Source organism: Mesorhizobium sp. M2A.F.Ca.ET.039.01.1.1 (genome assembly GCF_003998035.1).
GTDB lineage: Bacteria > Pseudomonadota > Alphaproteobacteria > Rhizobiales > Rhizobiaceae > Mesorhizobium.
In genome coordinates this window covers 1-18975 of sequence record NZ_RZRY01000042.1, presented here as the reverse complement: position 1 = coordinate 18975, position 18975 = coordinate 1, and the positions used below count along the sequence as shown (strand labels likewise).

Genomic DNA, 18975 nt, shown 5'->3' with positions numbered 1-18975 from the left:
CTCCAGTGTCTGCGGAATGACCAGGCCGCGCGCGAAGAGGTTCACCGTCCCCGCAGGTAAAATGGCCAATGCCTTCTTCTTGTTCATGAGAAGGGACGCCGCGGTCGAGATCGTGCCGTCGCCGCCACCGGCGAGGATCACGTCGATGTTGCGCCTGGCGATGGCCTTCTCCAGCGCGGCAGCGACATCCCGGCCGGCGACGATGTCGATCTCGACCGAATGTCCCGCCGCTTCAAGCGTCTGACGCAACTGTCCGGAGAAAGCTTCCATGTCGACGGTTCGGAGCGTGCCGCCGTCATGATTAAGCACCGCAGCAAACCGCATATCCGCTCCGTATTCGGTTCAAGCCGCCTTGAGCCGTCAGACCCTCAGCCGAAGGCTGGAACGAGGATGCGGCCGCAAAGGTTCCAGCGTAGGTTTGGCAACCCAGACGCTCGTGAACGTGTCGTGGTTGGAACAACACCCCTGTCACAACGTTGTGAACCTGTCGACACTGCCGCTCCCGACCCGCCGTCCAGAGGCTCGCCGGGTAAGCAGCATGCACAAATCAGGCACGAGGAGAGACCATCATGATCCGCACTCTTTTTGCGACCACCGCGATCGCTACACTGCTCGCAACCGGCGCCCTTGCGCAGACGACAACCGCTCCGGCGCAACAGGCCCCCGCCGCCGAAACCACGGCTCCGGTGCCGCGCGCCGACGGCGCGCTGATGTCCAATATCATCGGCGAGTCTGTCTATAATGGCACCGGTGACGACGCCCAGAACATCGGCAAGGTCGATGATGTCGTCTTCGATTCCAGCGGCAAGGCCAAATCCGCCATCATCGGGGTCGGCGGTTTTCTCGGCGTCGGCAAGAAAGACGTCGCCTTCGACTACGCGAAGCTGGAATGGGCCGAGAAGAATGGCGACCGCTGGCTGGTCGCCAAATCGACCAAGGATGAGTTGAACGCCCTGCCGGCATTCGATCGCAAGCCTTATGACCCGGCGCCGGCGCAGGCGACCGATGCCACGCAGCCCGCCAACAACACGACAGCACAGGCTCCGGCGGCCGCACCGGCCGAGCCGGTGAAGAAGGCCGAGGGCAACCTCGCGTCCAACATCATGGGCGAGTCGGTCTATAACGGCACCGCGGACGACGCCCAGAAGATCGGCGACGTCAACGACATCGTTCTTGCCAAGGACGGCAAGGCTGAATCCCTCGTGATCGGCGTGGGGGGCTTCCTCGGCATTGGTGAGAAGAACGTCGCCTATGACTTCGCCAAGGCAAAATGGGCCGAGAAGAATGGCGACCGCTGGCTGGTGGCCGAGACCACCAAGGAGGAGTTGCAGGCGCAGCCCGACTTCAACCGCAAGGCCTATGACCCGGCGCCGGGCACGACCACGGCCGCGAACAACGCTCCCGCGGCGACCACGCCCGCGGTGGTGTCTTCGGACACGACCTCCGACAAGGGGGCCAAGCCGGCAGAGCCCGCCCAGTCGACGGCAGAGAACAAGCCCGCGGCGCCGGCGGCCCAGAGCACTGCTGAGAACAAGCCCACCGACAATGGCACCGCCGCAACCGACCAGACCAAGACCTCGTCCATCGACAAGTCGACGCTGACCGAAATGCCCATGGGCAATATCAGGGTCGATGATCTGAAGGGTACGACGGTCTATGGCGCCAACGACGCCGAGATCGGTTCCATCGGCGACGTCGTGCTGACGCCCGAAAACAAGCCGGACGCGGTCATCGTCGATGTCGGCGGCTTCCTCGGCATCGGCGCCAAGGAGGTGGCGCTCGGCATGGACAAGCTGAAATTCATGACCGACAAGAACGGCAAGAAATATCTCTACACCAACTTCACCAAGGAACAGCTGCAGGCGCAGACGGCCTATGACAAGAGCAGTTATGCCGCCAATCGCGACCAGCAGCGGATGATGCTGAAGTAAAGGAATAGGGCAGTAGGGCAGTAGGGAGCGATTCCCATACTGCCTTACTGCCCTACTGCCTTGGCAACGCACCCAGCCACTCCATCCTCCGTCAGTTCCGCCAAGGCCAGCGACTGGTCGAGGTGAGTAGCGCGCCAGGCTAGCATCTTCTCCGCGAACTCGAGTCGCACCGGCAGATAGGCGGGGTCGTTCGCCACATTGTTCAGTTCTCTCGGGTCTTGCGACAGGTCGAACAGAAGCGCCGGCAGGTCGCCGCCGAAATGGACATATTTGAAGCCGGCCGAGCGGATGACGGCGAGATTGCAGTCGCGCGACTCCATGCCGAAATGGCGTTCGGCGTCGCCTGCCGCGATCGTGCGGAAGTCGAATTCCCAATGCGCGGCGTCGCGCCAGTTCCCGGGGCGGTCGCCGTCAAGCCACGGGGTGAGCGGGCAGCCGTCGAGATGGCGCTGCGGCGCGGCGCCGATCAGGTCGAGCAAGGTCGGAAAGACGTCGACGGCTTCGGTGAAATGATCCACGGATGAACCGGCCGCTGCTTTCCGGCGCGGGTCGCGGACGATCAGCGGAATGTGGTAACTGGCATCGAAGAAGCCGCCTTTGCCCAGCATGAAATGGTCGCCCATCATCTCGGCATGGTCGGATGTAAGGACGACGATGGTGTCGTCCCAGGCGCCGGCCGATTTGATCGCCTGCCAGATACGGCCGAGCTGCGCATCGACCTCCGAAATCATGCCGTAATAGATGGCGCGGATGCGGCGGAAATTCTCCTCGCTCCAGTCCGGCACGTTGCCCTTCATGCCTGGAACGAATTTCGTTCTCTTCTGGAGGGCGAGATCATAGGCGAGATAGGGGTGGCTTGCGGCTTCGGCTTGCCAATTTGCCGCCCGCTTGAAAGCGGGGCCTTCAGCCGGATCGTACATCGTATTGTAAGGCTCCGGCACGATGAAGGGCGGGTGCGGGCTGATGAAGGAGATGTGCGCGAACCATGGCGCGCCCTTCTCCTGCTCGCCAAGCCAGCGGATGAATTCGCCGGCCAGGAAAGCGCTCGGCGTCTGGTCCTTCGAATAGACCGGCGGCGCGTTGGTCACGTCGCATTCCGCCTGCCCTCCGGCCGGACGGTGGATGCCAGGGCTGCCGGAGCTCGTGTCTATGCCTTGCGCGCGCAGCCATGACAGCCACTGCTTCTGATGCTCGGGCAAAGCCTGTCGGACGGTGAAGCCAGGCAGCACGCCTTCATAACTGCGCAGGCGCGGATCCCCCGCCGCAAGCTGGCGCGGGTCGAGCGAGACATCGGTGTAGCCGAACAGGGTTGGATCGTAGCCCGCCGCGCGCGCCGAAAGCGCGATGTTGCCATGGCGCGCGTCGAGCGGCGTGCCGTTGCGGCAGACGCGATTGTTCATCTGGTAGAGGCCTGTATAGAGACAGGCGCGGGCCGGAGAACAAGGCGCTGCCCCGCCATAGTGGCGGCGGAAAAGCACGCCCTCGGCGGCGAGCGCATCCGCATTTGGCGTCTTCACCACCGGATGGCCGGCGGCCGAGAGGCAATCGCCACGCCATTGGTCGCAAGTGATGAGGAGAACATTCGGGCGGCTCGTCGGATTGGCCAAGATCGTCTCCTTGTGGAAGCGCTCAGATGGAACGGAAATCACCTGGGTTGCAAGCCGATGCTGGTGATGGATTGGTGAACATATTTTGAACGGTCGTTCACGTTTATGATACAGTCCATCCTGTGTTTGCCCGCTTTGCCGCAGAGCCGCCCCTCCTCATATTGGCGTGGACAGCGGCGAGGGCCGCGCAAGAACAAGGGAAGGAGCACGATCATGCTCAATCAGATCCAAGGCCTGCATCACGTCACCTCGATGGCGAGCGACGCACGCCGCAACAATGAGTTCTTCACGAAAAAGCTCGGCCTGCGCCGGGTGAAGAAAACCGTCAATTTCGACGCGCCGGACGTCTATCACCTCTACTATGCCGATGAGGTCGGCACGCCGGGTTCGGTGATGACGTATTTTCCGTTCCCCGATATCGGCAAGGGCCGGCACGGCGTCGGCGAGGTCGGCACGACCGTGTTCTCGGTGCCGGAAGGCACGCTCGCCTATTGGGAAAAGCGCTTCACCGATGAGGGCGTGGGCAATGTCGCCCGCACCGAAAGCTTTGGCGAAAAGCGGCTTACCTTCACCGGCCCGGACGGCGACAGCTTCGCGCTTGTCGAGGACAAGGCCGACAGCAGAGCGCCCTGGGTCAAGGGCGGCGTTCCCGGCGACGAGGCGATCCGCGGCTTTCACTCGGTCTCGCTCCGGCTGAAGGACGGCGGCGCCACCGAGGAGCTCTTGAAGTTCATGGGCTATGAGGAGGTCGACAAGTCCGGCAATATCCGCCGGCTGGCGATCAAGAACGGCAATGGCGCCGATGTCGTCGACATTGAATCGCTGCCGGGCGCCGGCTTCGCCAATCTCGGCGCCGGCTCGGTGCACCATGTCGCCTTCGCGGTCGAGGATCGCGCCAAGCAGCTCGAGGTGCGCAAGGCGCTGATCGACACGGGCTATGGCGTGACGCCGGTCATCGATCGCGACTATTTCTGGGCGATCTATTTCCGCACGCCGGGCGGTGTTCTGTTCGAGGTGGCAACCAACGAACCGGGCTTCGACCGCGACGAGGATACCGCCCATCTTGGCGAGGCGCTGAAGCTGCCGACGCAGCATCAGCATCTTAGGCCTTATCTCGAAGAGCACCTGCAGAAGCTGGAAGGCTGAAGCCATGAGCAAGGACGCTTACATCCACAAAATGCTGCCCGGTTCGCCGGGCAGCCCGCTGCTCTTTGTCTTCCACGGCACCGGCGCGGACGAGAACCAGCTTCTTGGCTTCGGCCGCGAGCTCGTACCTTCGGCGACAATCATCTCGCCGCGTGGCGATGTGTCGGAGCATGGTGCTGCCCGTTTCTTCCGCCGCACTGGCGAGGGCGTCTACGACATGAACGATCTGGCGCGCGCGACATCGAAGATGGTGGGCTTCGTCAAGGCGCATGTCGAAGCGGCAAAACCATCGGCGGTGTTCGGCCTCGGCTACTCCAACGGCGCCAACATCCTGGCTTCGGTGGTGTTCGCCGAGCCCGGCCTGTTCGACGCCGCGGCGCTGATGCATCCGCTGATCCCGTTCGAACCTCAGGTGCAAGGCAGCCTTGCCGGCCGCCATATCCTGCTCACGGCCGGCAGGCGCGACCCGATCTGCCCGCCTAACCTGACGTCGCGGCTCGAGGCCTATTTGCGTGCCGACGGCGCGGATGTCACAGTGGAATGGCACGACGGCGGGCATGAGGTTCGGCCGAATGAAATCGAAGCGGCGCGGCAGCTGTTCGCGCTCGCGCCCGCTGAAGGAGGCAAGAACAATGGCTGACCAATTGCCCGAGATCGAACTGGAAGACCACGGCTCCAAGGGGCGCTATGTGCTGCGCGGCCCCGGCGGCGCCGAGGCCGAGATGACCTTCACCAAGATCGGCGAGCACCAGCTGATCATCGACCACACCGAGGTGCCGGACGTGTTTCGCGGCCAGGGCGCCGGGCTTCGGCTCGTCACCCGCGCCGTGGAGGATGCCCGTGCCGCAGGCAAGAAGATCATCCCGCTCTGCCCCTTCGCCAACGCCCAGTTCCGCCGCCACCCGGAATGGGCGGATGTGCTGAAGCAGTAGAGGATTTCTTCCTTCCCCCCTTGCGGGGAAGGTGGCCGCGCAGCGGCCGGATGAGGGGTGCTCCGGGGAAAGCCAGCGTCTCACTCCGCTGGAACACTCCTCATCCGTCTCGACGCTGGCGCGCCGATCCACCGCCCAGGGGCGAGCCACGGGTCTCGCCCCGTCCTTCCGACCCCACAAGGGGAGAAGGAAGAGGCCTAGTCTTGCCATTTGCACCGGCCGGCCATCTTGCCTAAGTTGACGGTTCGTTCGGACGAAACCTGTCGTCTCGCCTGTCCCCGATTTGAATGGCTCCCCTGATGACCGATACCGACCTGATCCCCGTTTTCGACGGACACAACGACACGCTGCTGCGACTCTACCAGTCGAAGGAAGCCGATGTCGAAAAGCTGTTCATCGAGGGAACGCCGGGTGGCCATATCGACCTGCCGCGCGCCAGAAAGGGCGGCTTTGCCGGCGGCATGTTCGCGATCTTTCCGCCGCCGGTCGAAAAGTCGAAGCGCGGCGCCGTGCCGCCGGCGCCGAGCGACAACGAGCCGTTGCCGCCCGAGCTGCCGCAGGCAGAAGCGATCACCTCAACCATAGGGATGGCCTCGATCCTGTTCAGGCTGGAGCGCGCCGGCGCGCTGACCGTCTGCCGCAGCGCCGGCGATGTGCGCGACGCGATGGCGAAAGGCTCGATCGCGGCGATTTTCCATATCGAAGGCGTCGAGGCGATCGATCCCGGACTCGCCATGCTCGACGTGCTGCACGCCGCCGGGCTGCGCTCGCTGGGCATCGTCTGGAGCCGCCCGAACGCCTTCGGCAATGGCGTGCCGTTCCGCTTCCCATCCTCGCCCGATACCGGGCCTGGCCTCACCGATGCCGGCAAGGCGCTGGTCAAGGCATGCAACCAGCTCAGGATCATGATCGACCTGTCGCATCTCAACGAGAAGGGTTTTCGCGACGTGTGCGAGCTTAGCGACGCGCCGCTGGTCGCGACTCATTCCAACGTGCATGCGATCTGCGGCCATTCGCGCAACCTGACCGACTGGCAGCTCGGCGCGATCCGCGAATCGGGCGGCATGGTCGGCCTTAACTTCGCCACCGGCTTCCTGCGCGAGGATGGCCGCATGAACGCCGACACCAGCATCGACATCATGGTGCGCCACATCGATTCGCTGTTGCAGGCGCTGGGCGAGGACGGCGTGGGTCTCGGCTCCGATTTCGACGGCGCCATGATCCCGGCCCCGATCGGCGACGTCGCCGGCCTGCCCAAGCTCATCGATGCGCTCGCGGCGCGCGGTTTCGGACGCGCGCTGATCGAGAAGATCGCTTATCGCAACTGGCTGAGTGTGTTGGAAAGAACCATAGGGTGAAGCGTGCCTACTGCGCGTAACCCATTCGCTTCAGCCAGTCTTTGCCAACGCCGCGGTCGCGGATGACCGGCAGAGGGTCCTCCTGATCGAGCCGGGCGCAGATGCGGTAGACCTCCAGCGTCTCGGCATTCATCTCGCCGCGCTTGAAGAAATACATCGCCGCCGCGTAGCGGGTGCGGCCGGACCACATCTCGCCGAGCGGCGTGTTGACCAGCTGCCACTGCTCGGCGGCTTCCGCCTCGAGGTCTTCCGCTTCGCTTGCCATCGTCAGAAGTCCGCCGGCGGGTTGGCGGTGCGGCGGTCGAGCTTGATGAAGGGCCGCGGCACCACCTTCGCCTTCTTCATCAGCTTCTGGTACTGCAGCTCGCGCATGGCGTAGATCTCGACCCAGAGATCGTCGACGATCGTGTCGCCATAGGGCCGCTGCAGGGAGGCGAGCGCGATGTTGCGCTTGGCCATGGGCGACCACATCGCCGCGCTGACCAGCCCGACCTCCTGGCTCTTCCTGTAGTAAACGATGGCATGCTCGGCCGGGATGTTGCCTTCGATCTCCAGCCCAACCAGCACATGGCGCAGCTTCTTCCTGCCGCGCGCTTCGAGGATGGCGCGGCGGCCGTTGAAGTGGCCCTTGTCCGAATCGATCATGAAGCCGAGGCCGATCTCGTCGGGCATGCGCAGGCGGTCGGCGCGAATGGCGTGCTCGGCAGCTGTGAAGTCGGCATTGGCGACGATCAGCCCGGCTTCTAGCCTGGCGCGGTTCAGCGCGGTGTAGCCGATGGCGCGGATGCCGCGCAGCTCGCCCGCCGCCATCAGCCGGTCCCAAAGGCTCAGCGCCTTGTCGGCCGACACGAACAATTCGTAGCCGAGATCGCCGGTGAAGCCGGTGCGCGAGATGGTCACGGTGCCACCGTCATGCGCGAATTCGGCAAGGTCGAAGATTTTCAGCCGCTGGATGCCGGCGAAGCCCGCGTCGCGCAGGATGGCGAAGGAGGTCGGGCCCTGCAGCGCGAGGCCGGCGACGGCTTCGGTCTCTTCCTCGACGCTGACCTCGTAGCCAATCGCGCTGTCGAGCAGCCAGGGCAGATGCCGCTCCTGCGAACCCAGGCGGAAGCGCGTCGGCGAGAGCCGGAACAGCGTTCCGTCGTCGAGCACGAAACCGTCGTCGTCGCACCAGGCGGTGTAGTGGACGCGGCCGGGTTTCAGTTTTGTCACGTCGCGCAGCGTGACGCGGTCAAGATAGGCTTCGGCGTCTGGGCCTTCGATCCGGTATTTGGTCATCGGCGAGATGTCGAACAGCGCCGCCTGGCTGCGGATGGCGAAATATTCGAGCTCCTCGTCCCACAGGGAATGCGGCGCGCGATAGCCGGCCCAATTGTACCAGTCCTCCTTCAGCCCCAGCGCGTCGATGCGCGGCTGGAAAGGCGTGCCGAGCCGCAGCGTGCGGAAGTGGGATTGGGCGGTTGTACGAGTGTCGGCCGAGGGCTTGGTCGTGGGATGATGGTTCATGACGGCGTTCCTTCGCCGTAGAGCGCTACTTCGACGAATTTCATTCTCATGCCCTCATCGCGATGATGCGGCGCGCGGCGTTGAGGCCGGGCGCGCCGGAGATGCCGCCGCCCGGATGCGAGCCGGCGCCGGCAAGGAACAGCCCTTCGAGCGGCGTGTCGTAGCCCGACCAGCCGGAGACCGGCCGCGACATCAGCATCTGGTCGGCCTGCATTTCGCCATGGTGCCAGTGGCCGCCGGGCATGCGGTAGCGCGCCTCGATGTCGGCGGGCGTCAGAAGCTCGGCGTGGCGGACCGTCGCGCCGATGCCGGGCGCATAGGTCTCGAGTTGACCCATGACCGCCTTGAGGAATTGCGGCTTGCCGGCGGTCCAGCCTTCTTTCAACACATAGGGCGCGTATTGCACCACGGCCGAGAGCACGCAGGCGCTGGACGGTGCGAGCGATGGATCGACCAGGCTGGGCAAGGTAATCTCCATCACCGGCTCGGGCGAGAACGCGCCATATTTCGACGGGTTGAAGGCGCGCTCGACATGGTCGGGCGAAGGCGCGATGACGAGGCGACCCTTATGGCCGGCGGCATCGATGCCTGAGAATTGCGGCGGTCGGTCGAGCGCCAGATGGAGCTTCGCCGCATCGCCCTTCATGCGGATATTCCGGACCTTGCGCACGAAGCCGGTGTCGACCTCGCGCGGGCCGACGAGATCGAGGATCGTGGCTGCGGGATTGATGGCCGAGACGACGGTCTTTGCGCGCAGCGTCTCGCGGCTCTGCGTAACGACCCCCACGGCGCGGCCCTTCTCGACGATCACCTTGGCGACCGGCGAAGCGCGACGGATGGAGACGCCGGCCTTCTCCGCCGCGGCGCGAAGGGCGGCAACGACGGCGCCCATGCCGCCTTTCGGCTGGACTTGCGCGCCCGCAAGGCCGCCGATCTCGCCGGCAAGCCGATAATAGAGACCGAGCAGGGAGGTCGGCGAGCGCGGCCCCAGATGCGAGCCGAGCGTCGCGTCGAAGGCAAGCAGACCCTTCAGTCGGTCGTCCGAAAGCTGCTCGTCGAGCAGGTCGCAGACATTCATCAGAAGCACGCGCAGGAAGTCGCGCATGTCTTCCTTGCCGAGCCGCTTCAACGCCAGCGCCGTCTGGCCAAGCCCGGTCATTTCCGTGAGCGACATGTTGCCGAGGTCCGGCGGCCGGCGCGACAGGAACGGCTTCAGCACGCCGGCATAGCGCAGCAATTGTGAACGCAATTCCTTCCAGGCGGCTTGCTCCGAAGGGCTCGCGCCGGTCAGCACTTCGCCATAGGCGCCGTGCAGCGTAAGCGGGCCGTCCTTGGACAGCGCGACCGAGGGCACGAAATCGCCGCGTTCGACTTTCAGCCCGTGGCGTTCCAGCTCCAGCGTCTTCACCACATCGGGATGCAGGCGGTTGAGCAGATGGGCGACCGCGGAGACTCGAAAGCCCGGCGCGAATTCCTCGGTGCGTGCCGCGCCGCCGACCTCGTTGCCGGCTTCGAGCAGCAGCACCTTGCGGCCGGATTTCGCCAGCGTGGCGGCGGCGACGAGGCCGTTATGGCCGCCGCCGATGACGATGGCGTCCCAATTCATTTCAGATGACGTCATGGGCCGGGCTCATATGCAGGGTCGGCTTGGCGAGATCGCGCAGGATCTCGGCGGCGGCGTTGCGTCCCGGTGCGCCCATGACGCCGCCGCCGGGATGGGTGGAGGAGCCGCACATATAGAGCCCGCCGATCGGCGAACGGTATTGCGCGTAGCCCGGCACCGGGCGGTTGAAGAGCAGCTGGTCGAAGGTCAGCTCGCCCTGGAAGATATTGCCTTCGGTGAGGCCGACCTCGGCCTCGATCTCGCGCGGCGTGCGCACCTCCATATGGACGATGCGATCGCGGAAGCCGGGCGAATATTGCGCGATCTGGGAAATCACGCTTTCGGCGAAGCCGTCGCGGTCGGCGTCGGTCCAGTCGCGCCCGTCTATCTTGGGCGGCGCGTATTGGACGAAGCAGCTCATGAAGTGCTTGCCCGGCGGCGCCATGGTCGGGTCGAGCGTGGTCGGGATCATCATGTCGAGGAAGGGGTCGGCAGACCAGCGCCCGGCCTTCCAGTCGTCATAGGCGCGCTCCATGCGTTCGATGGAATCGGTGAAGTGCATGTCGGCGCGGTAGACCGGCGAATCCTTCGGCAGGGCCGGAAACTCGGGCAGCGAATCCAGCGCGATGTTGACCTTGCCGGACGAGCCGCGGATCTTGAAGTTCCTGACACGGCGCAGGAAGATGTCGGGCAGTTCCTTCTCCTCGACCAGTTTCAGGAAGGTGCGCTTGACGTCGGCGTTGGAGATGACGAGCTTGCCAAAAATTTCCTCGCCGCTGGCGAGCACCACGCCCTTGGCCTTGCCGTTCCTGATCAGCACATGATCGACCTCGGCGCCCGTGCGGATGGTGCCGCCGGAAGCCTTGAAGGAGGCGGCCAGCGCCCTGGTGACGGCGCCCATGCCGCCGCGCGCATAGCCCCAGGCGCCGATCGAGCCGTCGACCTCGCCCATATAGTGGTGGAGCAGCACATAAGCCGAGCCCGGCGACATTGGCCCGAGCGCCGTGCCGATGATGCCGGACAGCGCGAAATTCGCCTTGATGATCTCGGTCTCGAAATACTCGTCCAGGAAGTCCGAGATCGACATCGTCCAGAAGCGCAGGGTCAGCGCCATCTCCTCGGCCGAGAGCCCGGCGAACTTCTTGCCGAGATAGAGCAGCTCGCCGAGGTCGCGCGGCTTGAAGCTCGTCGGGTCTGGCGCGGTGCGCATCAAGAGCGGCTGGATGAAGCGGCACTGCCGCGTGACGTCGCGCGAATAGCGATCATAGGCCTCGGCGTCGCGCTTCGAGAAGCGCGCGAACTCGCGACGATGGGCATCGTGGTCGCGGTAATTGGCGAGATAATCGCCGTCGCGCGTGAACACGGCGCCGCCTTCATAGGAGATCACCTGCAGACCGAAGCGCGGCAGCTCGAGATCGCGCATGATCTCGGGTCGGAACAGCGAGCAGACATAGGAGCAGTTGGAATAGAGGAAGCCCGGCGTCAGCTCCCGGCTGGTGGCCGCGCCGCCGACCCAGTCGTTCTTCTCGACCACCAGCACGTCCAGGCCGGCGCGCTGCAGATAGCAGGCGTTGACCAGTCCGTTATGTCCGCCGCCGATGACGATCGCGTCCCAGGCCTTCAAGCGCGCAGAAGCTCCATCCGGTAGCCCTATCTTCCTGTTTTTGCGCAACTCCTGACGGAAAACCGCTTCACGCTTTTCCTGGAATTGCCCGTGCCTTTGTTCCCCGATTGCCCGAATTTGGCACGGTTCACGGTTTTTTGTCCAGCCATCTTGAATGAATGTTCAACAAATGATGTTGCGTTTTCCTGTTGATGCGCTAGGCTTTGGCAGCATTCTGGACTGATCCACATCGGCATTTGGGGTTGAAGATCCGATGATCGAAACGGCTGACGCCGAGCCGGAATATGACGACACCGCCATTCGCTTTCTCGAAGCGTTGTGGGGCGAGGGCTACCTTTCGCCGGGCGGCCCCGAAGAGGTCGACCGCGTCATCGAAGGCCTGTCGCTCAAGGGCAAGACGATCGCCGATATCGGCTGCGGAGCCGGCGGCATCACGCTGCATCTGGTGGCAAAGCACGGCGCGGCTCGCGCCACCGGCTTCGACGTCGAGAAGCCGGTGATCCAGGCGGCAAGGCGAGGGGCGATAAGGCAGGGCCTGGAGGACCGCGTCAGCTTCGTCCAGGCGCCGCCGGGGCCGCTGCCTTTCGCCGATGCCTGCTTCGACCTCGTCTTCTCCAAGGACGCGCTTTTGCATGTGCCGGACAGGGACGCGCTGTTCGCTGAAGTCTCCCGCGTGCTGAAGCCGGGCGGGGTCTTCGCGGCGTCGAACTGGATGATCGGGCATGACGGCGAGCCGTCGCCTCAGATGAAGACCTATATAGCGGCCGAAGGGCTGTCCTTCGCCATGGCCTCGCCGGCGCGCTACGCCGAAGCGATGCGGCGCGCCGGCTTCACCGACATCACCATCCGCGACCGAAATCCATGGTACCGCGAGGTCGCCGCGAAGAGCTTTCGCGGCTCAAGGGGCCGCTCTACGCGCAGGCCGCGGCAGCGGTCGGCGCGGCCTATGTCGACAAGAACATCAAGACCTGGGAGGCGATGCAGAAGGTGCTTGACAGTGGCGAGCACCGCCCCACTCATCTGCGCGGTTGGAAGCCGGTTGGATAGCCGGCGATGCTGGAGACCGTCACCCATATGAAGACCGCAGAGGCTACCGACAACGACACTCAATCGGCACCCAAAGGCGATGCCGAAAAGCGCGGCCGCAAGGCCTCGAAAGAGGTCCGGCAGCTGCAGCTGATCGAGGCGACGATCGATTCGCTGGCCAAGCGCGGTTACGCCGAAACGACGATGGCCGACGTGGCCGACGGCGCGGGCCTGTCGCGGGGCATCGTCAACTTCCATTTCGAGAGCAAGGAAAAGCTGCTCATCGCCACGCTGCAGCACATGTATGACGAGTATTCGGCGCATTGGCGCACCGCCCTCCAGAAGGCGGGCGACGATCCGGCGAGACAGCTGCAGCAGCTGGTGTGGGCCGATTTCGACCGCTCGATCTGCAACAAGCGCAAGCTTGCCGCCTGGCTCGCCTTCTGGGGCGAGGCCAAGTCGCGGCCGACCTACCAGGCGCTGAGCAGCTCGCGCGACGCCTATTACCAGCAGGTCTTCATCGATCTCTGCACGACGCTGAAGGAGAGCGGCGGCTACGCCTATGACCCTCAGGCCATCGCGCTCGCGCTCAGCGCCATGCTCGAGGGCCTGTGGCTGCGGCTGATGATGGGGACGGAGGACACCACGCGAGAGACGGCGTTGCAGGCGGCAAACGCGTTTTTGGCCGCCGCCTTCCCCAAACATTTTGGCTAGCGAGAACTGGGGCTAGCAAAAACCGGGGTTAGCAACAGCCGGCCAAACAAGACCGGCAAACCAAAGAGGATGGAACAGCATGAAGAAACTCAGCCGACGCCTGACACTGACCCTGGCGCTTGGCGGCGCGCTCGCGGCTTCGGCGGCGGCGTTCGCCGTTGCCGCCGACAAGGACCTGATCGTGTTCGACTGGTCCGGCTACGAGGATCCGAGCTTCCACGGCAAATATGTCGAGAAGAACGGCGACTCGCCGATCTTCGCCTTCTTCGGCGACGAGGACGAGGCCTTCGAAAAGATCCGCTCCGGCTTCAAGTCCGATCTCGGCCATCCCTGCTCGCAAAGCGTGGTGAAGTGGCGCGAAGCCGGGCTCTTGCAGCCGCTCGACACCTCGAAGATCACTGGCTGGAAGGACCTCAATCCCGGCATCATGGCGATGAAGGACCTCGCCACCACGCCCGACGGCAAGGCCTGGTTCATGCCTTGGGACTGGGGCGATACCCAGCTCACCTACAATTCCGACAAGATCGCCGAAAAGGACGTGCAGTCGCTGAAGGTGTTCGCCGATCCGAAATACAAGGGCAGGGTCTCGATCGGCGACAATGTCGATGACGCCTATGCGCTGGCCAGCCTCGCCATCGGGCTCAAGGACTGGACCAAGATGACGGACGAGCAGTTCAGCCAAGCGTCGGACTTCCTGCGCCAGGTGCACAAGAACGTCCGCTCCTACTGGACCGACACCACTGACATCGTGCAGCTGCTCTCGGGCAGCGAGGTCGATCTCGCCTGGGCCTGGAACGACGCCACCGTGCAGTCGGCCGCCGCCGGCGTGCCGATCAAATCCAAGAAGGACACCGACGAGGGCATCTCGACCTGGGTGTGCGGCTACGTGCTGTTCAAGGACGCGCCAGGCAACATCGACAAGGCCTACGACTATCTCAACGCCGTCAACGATCCGGAAGTCGCCAAGACGTTGGTGAAGGACTGGGGCTACGGCCAGGCCAATGCCAAGGGCATGGCGGGCGTCGACCCGGCGGTGCTGAAGGAAAAGGGCTACGACAACGTCGAAAAGTGGGTCGACAAGACGCTGTTCCAGCAGCCGCTGCCCTCGGAACTCAAGCTCAAGATGATCGCCGAATTCGAGAAGATCAAAGCCGGCTATTGAATGCTGCTTTCGTGGCCCCGGTTTTTTCCTAGAACCGAACCAGGGCAATCGCTTAGGTTCAAATTTGCCCATAGCTTTTCGAACGTTGGCGCCGCCCCTCACCTGCCTGCCGGCATCCTCTCCCCGTATAGTGACGGGGAGAGGGGCGCTCCCATCGATGGTTTCGCCAATTTCGAACGTTGCAAGTAAGGCGCCGAGGTTGCGGCCAGCCCCTTCTCCCCGTCACTATACGGGGAGAAGTGCCCGGCAGGGCGATGAGGGGCAGCGCTGAGTTCGAAAATTATCGGATTTGATCACAAGTTGGAGGCTGTCATCGGTTCGAAGCTATTGGTTGGACGCGACCCAGGCGGGCTCGCCAAAGCTTCTGAATTCTCCTAACTTCCGTCACTCGTCCGCGATGGGGGAGTTTTTCGCGCCATGAAGACCATGCTTCGCCGCCTTGCCTTGGCCGCCCTCGTCACAGTCGGCGCGGGCACTGCCTATGCGCTTGCGGAAGGCGGCGGCGACCTCGTCGTCTTCGATTGGTCCGGTTACGAGGACCCGCTGCTGCATCCGGCCTACACAGCCAAATACAATGCCGAGCCGACCTTCTTCTTCTTCGGCGACGAGGACGAGGCCTTCGAGAAGATGCGCGCCGGCTTCAAGGCCGATATCGCGCATCCCTGCTCGCAAAGCGTGGTGAAGTGGCGCGAGGCGGGATTGCTGCAGCCGCTCGACACTTCGAAGATCGCCGGCTGGAAAGATCTCAATCCCGGCATCATGGCGATGAAGGATCTGGCCACCACCGCCGACGGCAAGGCCTGGTTCATGCCGCTCGACTGGGGCAACACCTCACTGTTCTACCGCACCGACAAGGTGACGGCGGACGAGGCGCAATCGCTGAAGATCTTCGCCGATCCGAAGTTCAAGGGCCGCGTCACCATCGGTGACAATGTCGACGACGCCTATGCGCTGGCGAGCCTGGTCATCAGCCTGAAGGACTGGACCAAGATGACGGACGAGCAGTTCAGCGAGGCCTCCGCCTTCCTGCGCGACGTGCACAAGAATGTCCGCTTCTACTGGACCGACGACACCGATCTCAACCAGGCCTTCACGGGCAATGAGGTCGACCTGGTCTGGGGTTGGAATGAGACCTATGTGACGCTGAAAGGCCAGGGGATGCCGATCGCCATGAACCGTGACACCAAGGAAGGCATTTCGACCTGGGTGTGCGGCTATGTGCTGCTCAAGGATGCACCGGGCAAGCTCGACCAGGCCTATGATTTGCTGAGCGCGGTCAACGCGCCGGGCGTTTCGGAGTATATGGTGAAGACCTTCGGCTACGGTCACGGCAACAGCGCGGGCATGGCAGCGATGGACCAGAAGCTGCTCACCGAGCGCGGCTTCGACAATCTCGACAAGTTCCTCGACAAGACGCTGTTCCAGCAGCCGGTGGCGCCGGACCTCAAGCAGCGCATGGTCGCCGAATTCGAGAAGATCAAGGCCGGCTATTGAAGAGCATCATTGAAAGAACCGACGTCGTCATCGTCGGCGCCGGTTTCACCGGCTTATGCGCCGCGCTCGAGCTGAACCGGGCGGGTATCGATTTCCTTGTCCTTGAAGCACGCGATCGTGTCGGCGGCAGGGTGGAGGCTGTCCGCAACGGACTCGGCGAGCTGATCGACAGCGGCGGGCAGTTCCTATGCCAGGACATGCCCGAGCTGATGGCGCTGGCCAAGGCGCGGGGCAAGAGCTTCGTCGAGACCTATATCGAAGGCGAGTTCATCACCCATCCGTCGATGTCGGTCGAGGAAGCCGAGCGGACCTATCAGGTCGCGATGGCGATCCGCGAGCGCATGAACAGGATCGAGCCGGACGATGCCTCGATCGCCGGACTGACCGTGGCGACATGGCTCGAGCGCCAGAAGGACACGGCCGACGCTAAGGCGGCCTTCCGTTCGATGATCGAGGGCCTGTGGTGCCTGGCGCTGGACAAAGTGCCGCTCTGGTATCTGATCGACAATGATCGCCGCATCACCAACGAGGTGTTCGAGCTGCAGTATTTTCTGGGCGACACCATGCAATCGCTGGCTGAGGATCTGGCCGCCGAGCTCGGCGACCGGCTGCGCCTGAACCAGGCGGCGACGCGTGTCGAGCGCGCCCCGCAAGGCATTCGCATCAGCACCGGCGCGGCCACGATCGAAGCGCGCGAGGTTCTGATCGCGCTGCCGCCGGCGACGGCCGCCAAGCTCGACTTCGCGCCGGCTTTGCCGGCGGAACTGGCAAGCGCGCTCGGCGTCTGGGAAAGCGGCGCGGTGATCAAGATCCTGGTGCGCTACGCAAAGCCGTTCTGGCGCGAGCGGGGCCTGTGCGGCATGGTCATGTGGCGCGACCAGCCCGGGCTGTTTGCCTGCGACGCCAGCAAGGATGCCGACCATGCCGCGCTCGTGGTGTTTGTCGGTGGGCCACTGGCGCTGCGCTGGCATCCGCTCGGCGAGGCGGCGCTGCAGGCGGAAATCACCGCCAGACTTGTCCAGGCGCTCGGCCCGCAGCCCGCCGACATAGTCGATTTCAGCGCGCGTGACTGGGCGCATGACCGCTGGAGCGGCGGGGCCTATAGCGATCTCGTCATCGATGTGACGGCGCGCGATGCCGAACGCGTGATCCTCGCCGGCGCGCCGCCGGTCTATTTCGCCGCTTCTGAGGTCTCGCCGTCTTTCCCGGGTTATGTCGAGGGCGCGATCGTCGCCGGGCGCATCGCTGCCGCAAAGATTCAGTCGGCCATCGCCACCAAGGCCTCGGGGTCGTAGGCGAGGCGAATCGGGGCGCCGACCGGAATATCGTCGGCGCCGAAATCATTGGTCTCGGTCACCGAGAGCGGTTTTTCGAGCCCCGGTATCTCGACGATCAAATGGGTGATCTCGCCGAAATAATGCCGCTCGATGACCTTGCCGGCGACCTCGAATTTTGCCGACGCATTGTCCCACAGAACGCGCAGGCGTTCGGGCCGGATGCCGAGCGTCGCCGCGCCGCCGTTGCGCATGAAAGCCTTCGGCTTGTCGGTCCTGACGCGGCCGAAGCCCAGCGTGTCCAGCACCAGCGAAGCGCCGTTCTCCTCGACGATCTCGGCCTTGACGAAGTTCATGCCGCCTAGGAAGTCGGCGACCTGGCGGTTGACCGGGCGCTGGTAGATCTCCTTCGGCGAGGCGACCTGCGCGATGCGGCCGCCGAACATCACGGCGATGCGGTCAGACATAGCCAAGGCCTCGTACTGGTCGTGAGTGACCAACACGAAGGTGATGCCGACCGCCTGCTGCAGGCGGCGCAATTCGACCTGCATCTGCTCGCGCAGCTTCTTGTCGAGGGCCGAGAGCGGTTCGTCGAGCAGCAGCACCTTCGGCTGCATGACCAGCGCCCGGGCCAAAGCCACGCGCTGGCGCTGGCCGCCGGAAAGCTCGGTGGCGCGGCGCTTGCCGAGGCCGGTGAGCGAGACCTGGGCCAGCGCCTCCTCGACGCGGCGTTCTTCTTCGCCGCCCCGCAGCTTCAGCCGCTTCAGCCCGTAGGCGACGTTCTGCTCGACATTGAGATGTGGGAAGATCGCATAGCTCTGGAAGACCATGTTGGTGGGCCGCCGGTTGGCGGGAATGCCGTCCATCGGCTGGCCGTCGACGGCGATCGAGCCGCTGCTCGGCGTGTCGAAACCGGCGATCATGCGCAATAGCGTGGTCTTGCCGCAGCCTGAGGGCCCGAGCAGCGAAAAGAACTCACCTTCGCGGATCGCCAGGGAGGCGTTGTCCAGCGCCTTGAACGATCCGTAGCTGCGGGTGACGTCGCGGATGTCGATCATGGTGCGGTGGGATTGGATGCGCTCGGACTGGACCCGCTCAAGCATGGAGGCCTCCCTCGTTCTGGGTGCGTCTCGCCGCGCGGCGGCGCAGGATTTCGGCAATTGTCATCAGCGCGAAGGACGCCAACAGCAACAAGGTGCCGAGCGCCAGCACACCAGGAAGCTTGGCCGCGAAACGCAACTGGCCCCAGATGTAGATCGGCAGCGTCGCCTCGGTGCCGGTAAGGAAGAAGGCGATGATGAATTCGTCGAGCGAGATGGTGAAGCAGACGAGCAGGCTGGAGATGATTGCCGGCGCCACCATGGGCAGTGTCACCCGCCGGAAAGTGCCGAAGGCGCTTTCGCCGAGATCGGCGGAGGCCTCCTCCAGGCTGCGGTCGAAGCCTTCGAAGCCGGAGGTCAGGACGGTCATCGAATAGGGGATGCAGACCAGCACATGGCCGAGCACCACGGTGAACAGCGACAGGCTGAGGCCCAGCTGCAGCATGATCAGCAGCATGGAGATGGCGACGATCACCTCGGGCAGCACCAGCGGCGCCA

18 protein-coding genes are annotated in these 18975 nt (G+C 64.3%); 10 read left to right on the top strand and 8 right to left on the bottom strand.

Going from position 1 to position 18975, the window contains the following annotated elements:
- On the bottom strand, nt 1-324 hold a 324-nt coding region (locus EOA24_RS06240; protein WP_281059877.1), incomplete at its 3' end, for a diacylglycerol kinase family protein.
- A gap of 245 nt (nt 325-569) precedes the next feature.
- On the opposite strand from EOA24_RS06240, the gene EOA24_RS06235 reads away from it, so the two are divergent.
- Nucleotides 570-1931, top strand: coding sequence for a PRC-barrel domain-containing protein (locus EOA24_RS06235; RefSeq protein ID WP_126080885.1), 1362 nt, complete (start codon nt 570-572; stop codon nt 1929-1931).
- 44 nt (nt 1932-1975) lie between these two features.
- Here EOA24_RS06235 and EOA24_RS06230 read toward each other — a convergent pair whose 3' ends face one another.
- Nucleotides 1976-3538 (bottom strand): alkaline phosphatase family protein, encoded by a 1563-nt coding sequence (locus EOA24_RS06230; RefSeq protein WP_126080886.1) that lies wholly within the window; start codon nt 3536-3538, stop codon nt 1976-1978.
- Between the two features lie 213 nt (nt 3539-3751).
- On the opposite strand from EOA24_RS06230, the gene EOA24_RS06225 reads away from it, so the two are divergent.
- The 4 genes from EOA24_RS06225 to EOA24_RS06210 all read left to right on the top strand — a co-directional run bounded on the left by EOA24_RS06225 (nt 3752) and on the right by EOA24_RS06210 (nt 6974).
- On the top strand, nt 3752-4684 hold the full coding sequence (locus EOA24_RS06225) for a VOC family protein (RefSeq protein ID WP_126080887.1): 933 nt from the start codon (nt 3752-3754) through the stop codon (nt 4682-4684).
- Between the two features lie 4 nt (nt 4685-4688).
- On the top strand, nt 4689-5324 hold the full coding sequence (locus EOA24_RS06220) for an alpha/beta hydrolase (protein WP_126080888.1): 636 nt from the start codon (nt 4689-4691) through the stop codon (nt 5322-5324).
- A complete protein-coding gene (locus tag EOA24_RS06215) occupies nt 5317-5616 on the top strand; it encodes a GNAT family N-acetyltransferase (protein WP_040998912.1) in 300 nt (99 codons plus the stop codon). Before EOA24_RS06220 ends, EOA24_RS06215 begins: the two co-directional genes overlap by 8 nt.
- Nucleotides 5617-5915: 299 nt before the next feature.
- Nucleotides 5916-6974, top strand: a complete 1059-nt coding sequence (locus tag EOA24_RS06210; protein ID WP_126080889.1) for a dipeptidase — start codon at nt 5916-5918, stop codon at nt 6972-6974.
- 7 nt (nt 6975-6981) lie between these two features.
- Here EOA24_RS06210 and EOA24_RS06205 read toward each other — a convergent pair whose 3' ends face one another.
- Genes EOA24_RS06205 through EOA24_RS06190 form a run of 4 tightly spaced genes read right to left on the bottom strand, consistent with a single transcriptional unit; the run spans nt 6982 to nt 11707 of the window.
- Nucleotides 6982-7239 (bottom strand): hypothetical protein, encoded by a 258-nt coding sequence (locus EOA24_RS06205; protein WP_126080890.1) that lies wholly within the window; start codon nt 7237-7239, stop codon nt 6982-6984.
- 2 nt (nt 7240-7241) lie between these two features.
- Nucleotides 7242-8480, bottom strand: a complete 1239-nt coding sequence (locus EOA24_RS06200) for an aminomethyltransferase family protein (RefSeq protein ID WP_126080891.1) — start codon at nt 8478-8480, stop codon at nt 7242-7244.
- A gap of 46 nt (nt 8481-8526) precedes the next feature.
- Entirely contained in the window at nt 8527-10101 is a 1575-nt protein-coding gene (locus EOA24_RS06195; RefSeq protein WP_127255753.1) for an NAD(P)/FAD-dependent oxidoreductase, read from the bottom strand.
- Nucleotides 10088-11707, bottom strand: a complete 1620-nt coding sequence (locus EOA24_RS06190; RefSeq protein ID WP_126080893.1) for an NAD(P)/FAD-dependent oxidoreductase — start codon at nt 11705-11707, stop codon at nt 10088-10090. The genes EOA24_RS06195 and EOA24_RS06190 overlap by 14 nt, the downstream gene beginning before the upstream one ends.
- A gap of 253 nt (nt 11708-11960) precedes the next feature.
- Between EOA24_RS06190 and EOA24_RS06185 the strand changes: the two genes are divergently transcribed.
- The 5 genes from EOA24_RS06185 (at nt 11961) to EOA24_RS06160 (ending at nt 17398) form a co-directional block, all read left to right on the top strand.
- Nucleotides 11961-12785 (top strand): class I SAM-dependent methyltransferase, encoded by an 825-nt coding sequence (locus EOA24_RS06185; RefSeq protein ID WP_245466912.1) that lies wholly within the window; start codon nt 11961-11963, stop codon nt 12783-12785.
- Nucleotides 12761-13447 carry a transcriptional regulator BetI gene (betI, locus tag EOA24_RS06180; protein WP_126080894.1) on the top strand — a complete coding sequence of 229 codons (687 nt, stop codon included), beginning with the start codon at nt 12761-12763 and terminating at the stop codon, nt 13445-13447. Before EOA24_RS06185 ends, betI begins: the two co-directional genes overlap by 25 nt.
- Nucleotides 13448-13526: 79 nt before the next feature.
- Complete coding sequence (locus EOA24_RS06175; RefSeq protein ID WP_126080895.1) at nt 13527-14609, top strand: ABC transporter substrate-binding protein; 1083 nt, start codon at nt 13527-13529, stop codon at nt 14607-14609.
- A 417-nt stretch (nt 14610-15026) separates the two neighbouring features.
- Nucleotides 15027-16103: an extracellular solute-binding protein gene (locus tag EOA24_RS06165; protein ID WP_126080896.1), complete on the top strand. Its 1077-nt coding sequence runs from the start codon at nt 15027-15029 to the stop codon at nt 16101-16103.
- Entirely contained in the window at nt 16100-17398 is a 1299-nt protein-coding gene (locus EOA24_RS06160; protein WP_127409670.1) for a flavin monoamine oxidase family protein, read from the top strand. The genes EOA24_RS06165 and EOA24_RS06160 overlap by 4 nt, the downstream gene beginning before the upstream one ends.
- On the opposite strand, the gene EOA24_RS06155 is transcribed toward EOA24_RS06160, so the two are convergent.
- Together EOA24_RS06155 and EOA24_RS06150 are read right to left on the bottom strand one after the other, a co-directional pair.
- Entirely contained in the window at nt 17362-18435 is a 1074-nt protein-coding gene (locus EOA24_RS06155) for an ABC transporter ATP-binding protein (protein ID WP_126083682.1), read from the bottom strand. The genes EOA24_RS06160 and EOA24_RS06155 overlap by 37 nt on opposite strands.
- Nucleotides 18436-18472: 37 nt before the next feature.
- The coding region (locus EOA24_RS06150; RefSeq protein WP_127409669.1) for an ABC transporter permease subunit at nt 18473-18975 on the bottom strand (503 nt) is incomplete at its 5' end.